This window comes from Gemmatimonadota bacterium, assembly GCA_026706845.1.
Taxonomy (GTDB): Bacteria; Latescibacterota; UBA2968; order UBA2968; family UBA2968; genus VXRD01.
The window spans coordinates 1-6,022 of record JAPOXY010000236.1; the positions used below are offsets into that span (position 1 = coordinate 1).

General features: G+C 54.0%; 4 protein-coding genes. All 4 read left to right on the top strand.

All coding sequences use genetic code 11. The features are described 5' to 3' along the window. On the top strand, nucleotides 1-204 hold a 204-nt coding region (locus OXG87_20915; protein MCY3872017.1), incomplete at its 5' end, for an MATE family efflux transporter. Between the two features lie 88 nt (nucleotides 205-292). Next, nucleotides 293-1,531, top strand: a complete 1,239-nt coding sequence (locus OXG87_20920; protein ID MCY3872018.1) for a TolC family protein — start codon at nucleotides 293-295, stop codon at nucleotides 1,529-1,531. Between the two features lie 35 nt (nucleotides 1,532-1,566). After that, nucleotides 1,567-2,670 carry an efflux RND transporter periplasmic adaptor subunit gene (locus tag OXG87_20925; protein MCY3872019.1) on the top strand — a complete coding sequence of 368 codons (1,104 nt, stop codon included), beginning with the start codon at nucleotides 1,567-1,569 and terminating at the stop codon, nucleotides 2,668-2,670. Nucleotides 2,671-2,679: 9 nt separating this feature from the next. Then, nucleotides 2,680-5,769 carry a CusA/CzcA family heavy metal efflux RND transporter gene (locus tag OXG87_20930; GenBank protein ID MCY3872020.1) on the top strand — a complete coding sequence of 1,030 codons (3,090 nt, stop codon included), beginning with the start codon at nucleotides 2,680-2,682 and terminating at the stop codon, nucleotides 5,767-5,769. Nucleotides 5,770-6,022 lie beyond the last annotated feature (253 nt).

Genomic DNA, 6,022 nt, shown 5'->3' on the forward strand with positions numbered 1-6,022 from the left:
GGTGCTGGCGATACGATGCCTCCGATGTATTCTACCCTGATCGCTCAATGGCTCGTTCGCCTGCCTGTCGCTTATGTTCTGGGGTTTACTCTTGGATTTGATATTTACGGTATCTGGGCTGCGCTCGTTGTTTACAGTATTGTACAGGGCGTGCTTACCGTTCGCAAATTTGCTCAGGGACATTGGAAAAAGCACCAAATTTAAGTTTATAGACAATTGGTTGGTTTGGCTCTATATTTTCGCGATAAAATTTTCGGATTACTTTTGATTGTCACCATCAGGAGGATGATTGATGCCAAACGCCTTCGTATTGTGTGGCCTGATATTGGTGTCCTGGACGACACTGGTCGCTGAGACAACGGTTCTGGAAAATGCCCGGGCGAGTGTCGCGTTAACGCGTTTTGTGCAAGCTGTTGTCGATTCTAATTACCGTGTGCAGGCAGCACGCGCGGGTTTAGATGCGAGTAGTGCGCTTCGAGATGCCGCGGCACGTCCCCTCTACAATCCCGAATTGTCGTTGGATGCTGAGAATGCACAAGCCAGGATACGCACACTCTCGATTAGTCAGACACTGGACTGGGGCGGCAAACGCAAGGCGCGCACCGCAGTGGCAGAATTGGACCGTCTCGTTGCCGAGGCGGAATACACGGACGCCCGATGGACGGTTGCGGTAGATTTGCTCAATGGTCTCGCGCAATACCAGACTGGCGTTGAACGCGCTCGCCTGGCCCAGATGCGCCTGCAGTTGATGGAGGAGTTTGCGATGTTGGCGCAACGTCAGTTTGAGGCTGGCGAGTTAGACCAGGTGGCACTTGATCAGGCTCTCCTTTCCCTGATCGAGGCGCGCATTCAAAAAGCAATGGTGGCCGCAGACCTGGCCGAGGCGCGGCAAGTGGTGTACAGCCTTGGTTCGCGAGCACCCGAGGCGCAGTGGCCCTCTCTTCCCGAGAAACTACCGGAGGTAATTGAGCAAAGTGCTGATCCACAGGATCTGGTGCAGGCATTACCCGGGGTTGTGGCCGCGCGGGACCGGGTTAACGCGGCTGATGCTGTGGTGGGATTGCAACGACGCGAACGTCGCCCAGACCTGACGCTGAGTCTCACTGGTGGATACGAAGATGGCGAAAGGTTGATCGGTTTGGGTCTGTCCATTCCGCTTCCGATCCGGAACCGCTTTACACATGAAGTTACCGCGGCTATGGCAGCGCGCGTCCAGGCGCAACAACTCGTCGATGACGCGGTGCAGATGGCACACGCCTCTCTGACCAGTGCGGCAGCGCGCTACGAGTTATCGCGCTCTGCCTGGGATGAGTGGGAACATACAGGGCGGAAGAGCCTGGACCGACAAAGCGAGCAACTGCGCAGACTCTGGCAGGCTGGGGATCTCAGTATGGCCGACTATTTGGCGCAACTGGAGCAGACGATACATGTGCGAGAGAGTGCCCTTGATCTGCACGGTCAGGTATGGCAGGCCTGGTTCGAGTGGCTCCGCGCATCGGGGCAGGTGGATGTCTGGCTCGGTCTTAGATGAATTACAACACACAAAGAACCGCATTGGAGGCCCTGATGACGATGTCGAAATTTTGGGCGGTGTGTCTGTGTTTGATACTGATCCAACCGATATACTCAGAGGAGGCGGACCATGAGGGCACCGCAATTGAGCTGAGCGCAGAAGAACAACGCGCGGCGGGTATTGTTATCGGTACGGTTGAACCGCGCGCGCTCAACGAGACCCTGCGGATTCCGGGCGAGGTCGTGATCAACGCGTACCGGTCTGTGTTCGTTACCCCGCGCATTACCGCACAGGTCGTGGCGCGTCATGCGAAACTCGGCGATGAAGTCGAGGTCGGTCACCCTCTGGTGGCGCTCTCGAGTGTTGAGATGGCCGAAGCGCAAGGGGCATTGATTGTCGCGAATCGCGAGTGGCAACGCGTCAAGGCCCTCGGTCGGCAGGCCGTGTCGGAACAACGCTATACCGAAGCGCATGTTGCACAACAACATGCGCTCGCCAAAGTGCTCGCTTATGGCATGACCATGGCTCAGGCAGAGGCACTTATGCAATCGGGAGACGCCAGCAAAGCGACCGGTACCTTCGACTTGCTCGCCCCACAGGCGGGCACTGTGCTACAGGACGATTTTATTGTCGGTGAATTGATTGAACCTGGCCGGGTACTCATTAGTATCAGTGACGAATCGGTGATGTGGGTGAAAGCACATATGGTGCTAACAGTGTCACCCAAAATCGGTATTGGTGCCAATGTGCGGGTCATTCCCGATGGTATCAACTGGTTTCCGGGCAAGGTCATTCAACTTCATCACCACCTCGACGAAAAGGTCCGAACTCAGGGCTTGCGCATTGAGGTGCCCAACACGGCTCATAGCTTGCATTCTGGTCAGTTTGTCGAAGTAGAGGTTGTCACCGGAACGCGCGCACCAGTACTCGCTGTGCCGAGTGTGGCATTGATAATGATCAAAGGCTCACCGAATGTATTCAAGCTCGAGGACGGACACGAGTTCCATGCCGAGGCTATTGAGGTCGCTTCCACGGTGGGCGAGTGGACGGTCGTTCGCAGCGGGCTTATTGCAGGTGAAGAGATCGCCGTGGCTGGCGTTTTTCACCTCAAGTCATTGATGCTCAAGTCTTCGCTTGGCGCAGGTCATGTACATTAGGAGAATTGCATGTTGGAAGCACTGGTAAAGACTTCGCTGCGCTATAAATTCCTGGTGTTGATCGCCTTTGGAATCGTGGCTTTTTTGGGGTGGCGCGCGGTTGTAACCGTGCCGATTGATGCGTTTCCAGATGTGACGCCTGCCCAGGTCAATATTTATACCGAGTCGCCAGGGCTTGCCGCTGAGGATGTGGAGCAACTCCTCACTTTTCCCATTGAGTCCAGCATGGCCGGGTTGCCGAAGGTGAAGGAGATCCGCTCTGTGAGTCTTTTCGGTTTGTCCTATGTCGCAGTCTATTTTGAAGACGACATGGATATCTACTTTGCGCGGCGTCTGGTGATGGAACGGTTGCAGGAGGTGGGGGAGCGCATTCCAGAGGGTTATGGCACGCCAGAAATGGGGCCCAACTCGTCCGGACTCGGTCAGGTTTTCTGGTACACTCTGGAACGCGACGACGAAAAGCTCAATGCGGCGATTACCGATATGGACTTGCGGACGTTGCACGACTGGAATGTGCGTTTGATTTTGCGAACTGCTTCTGGCGTTGATGATGTTATCTCCTGGGGGGGGCAGGAACGACAATTTCAGGTCGTGATGGATCCCCTGAATCTCATTAAATACGATCTGACCTTCACCGATGTCATGGAAGTGATCGAGGCCAACAACCGCCAGGTTGGCGGTCAGTACATCAATCTCGGCTCAGAACAGTACCTCGTGCGCGGCCTGGGTCTGGTCAGAAACGAGCGCGATATCGGCGATATGGTCGTCAAGGTCGAAGGCGGCGCGCCGGTATATTTGCGCGACATCGCCGAAATCCGCCAGGGAGGCGCACTCCGTTTTGGCGCTGTGACACGCGATGGCAAGGAAGTCGTCCTCGGGATGGTGCTCTCGCGTATCGGTGAGAATGCCGCCAGAGTGGTTGAAGCGACGAAGGAAAAGGTCGCTATTATCGATCAGTCGCTGCCAGATGGCGTTGTTCTGCGACCCATTTATGAGCGCACCGATCTCGTTGAAAAAGCAGTGGGTACGGCTACGAATGCATTATTTCAAGGCGCGATCTTAGTGGGTGTTATTCTGTTTTTGTTTCTCGGCGAATGGCGGCCAGCAGTGGTTGTGATTGTCTCTATTCCGCTCACGATGCTCATTGCGTTTGTGTTCATGGATGAAGCGGGCCTTTCAGCCAACCTCATGTCACTTGCTGGTCTCGCTATTGGTATTGGCATGATTGTCGATGGTGCAGTGGTCATCGTGGAGAATTCATTTCGCGTTATGGCAGAACGCAGGGCAGAGACGGAGCAGGTCAATCGCACTGATGCGGTATTGGCTGCTGCCCGTGAAGTCGTGAATCCGATGACCTTTGCCATCTTGATTATTGTGGTGGTATTTCTGCCTTTGTTTGCGCTCGAGGGACTGGAGGGCAAGCTGTTCAAGCCGATGGCGTTTAATATCACTTTTGCCATGGGGGGGAGTTTATTGCTCGCGCTAACCCTGATTCCCGTGCTCGCGGCTTTGTTATTGAAACCGCAAAGGGTACGCGAAACATGGCTCGTACGCGTCATTAAACCGCGCTATCTATCCTTGCTTTCCTGGTCGTTGGCGAATCGAAAAGTGGTGGTTGGCTGTGCCGTGGGTCTGCTCATTGCGAGTATGGCACTGTTTCCCTTTCTGGGAAAAGAGTTCATGCCGCAACTGCAGGAAGGGTCAATCATGTGGCGCGTGACTTCGATACCTTCGGCTTCGCTTCAGCATTCAATCGAGATTTCCAAGAAGATTGAGAACGCGCTGTCGAGATTCCCGGAGGTTGAAACTACGGTAGCAATGATCGGTCGTGCCGAGAAAGGCGAAACCGCCGACGCCAATTACATGGAGATTTATACGGCACTCAAGCCCGAGAGCGAATGGCCCGGAGACCGCGATATTAAAGATCTTGCTGAGGCTATGCGTGAGGAGTTGGAAGTGGTGGTGCCGTCGGCTGTTATCGCTTTTACCCAGCCGATTCAGATGCGCGTAGAGGAACTGATCTCGGGGGTTCGCGCCACGCTTGCCGCCAAGATTTACGGTGAGGGTCTGGCAGTGCTTGATCGGTTGAGCGAGGAGGTCAAAGACGTCATTGCCGAAGTTGAGGGGGTCGCGGATCTCTCGATTGAGGCCAATGTCGGCAAGCCGCAGATCCGTATTCAGGTTAAACGCGAACAACTCGCGCGATTTGGATTGAATGCGGACGATGTGTTGTCCGTTGTCCGCACCGGCATAGGCAATGAGCCGGTCACGACCATGATTGACGGCGTACGCCGGTTCAATATTACGGCGCGATTCGATGACCGATCAAAAGCGTCAGTGAAGTCGATTGAGCGCATTCCATTGAAAACAAGCGATGGTGCGATCGTTCCTCTTGCGACCGTTGCAGATGTGAGCGTTGCAGAAGGCTACTCTTTTGTGCGTCGCGAGCAATTGCAGCGTTACGCAGTGATCCAGATGGATGTGCGGGGGCGCGATGTCGATGGTTTTGTGCGCGATGCCAATGCGGCTATCGATGCGCAGATTGACTTGCCTCCGGGCTATTGGATCGAGTGGGGTGGCGCATTCGAGAATCAACAGCGGGCGCTGGCGCGTTTGGCGGTGATTGTGCCGTTGACAATATTTTTTATTTTTGTGCTGCTCTATACGGCATTCAACTCGGTTAAGTACGCCGCGCTGATTATCGCCAATGTGCCGTTTGCGACAATTGGAGGGATGGTGGTTCTTTTCTTCAGTGGACAATACGTGTCGGTGCCTTCTGCGATTGGATTTATCGCGGTGTTTGGGGTGGCGATGTTGAACGGCATTGTGCTGGTGAGTTTTATCAATGAGTTGCGGGAAAAAGGACTCGGTGTCGCAGAGGCAGTGCGACGGGGGGCGGAGTTGCGTTTGCGTCCCGTTTTGATGACTGCGAGTACGTCCATTCTCGGATTGGTGCCTTTGTTGTTGGCGACGGGTGTTGGTGCCGAAACGCAACGTCCGCTGGCTTCGGTGGTGGTCGGCGGTTTGATTACTTCGACTTTGCTGACACTCGTGTTGCTGCCGGTGATCTACGAGTGGATTGAGACGCGACGGCAATAAACGTCCGTATTTTTATTTCTTGCAGGGCGGAAGATATTAGGTTATAATCCAAAATTAGATAGGGCTTGTTCTTTTTTAAAGACGATATATCGTCCGTCATGGGCCATTTTACACACCTATTTAAAAAGTTTAAATAAAATATTCTGTAATCAAAACACTATGCTTCCCGTTAGAGGGGGTGATGGCTATTGATGCTCCAATTAATACAAGTATTGGCTTAATACAATCAGTGACCAGTTTCGTCGGTTTTCTT

Coding starts and splice junctions, on each gene's coding strand:
- OXG87_20920 (MCY3872018.1), top strand. CDS start 293: ATGCCAAACGCCTTCGTATTGTGTGGCCTGATATTGGTGTCCTGGACG.
- OXG87_20925 (MCY3872019.1), top strand. CDS start 1,567: ATGACGATGTCGAAATTTTGGGCGGTGTGTCTGTGTTTGATACTGATC.
- OXG87_20930 (MCY3872020.1), top strand. CDS start 2,680: ATGTTGGAAGCACTGGTAAAGACTTCGCTGCGCTATAAATTCCTGGTG.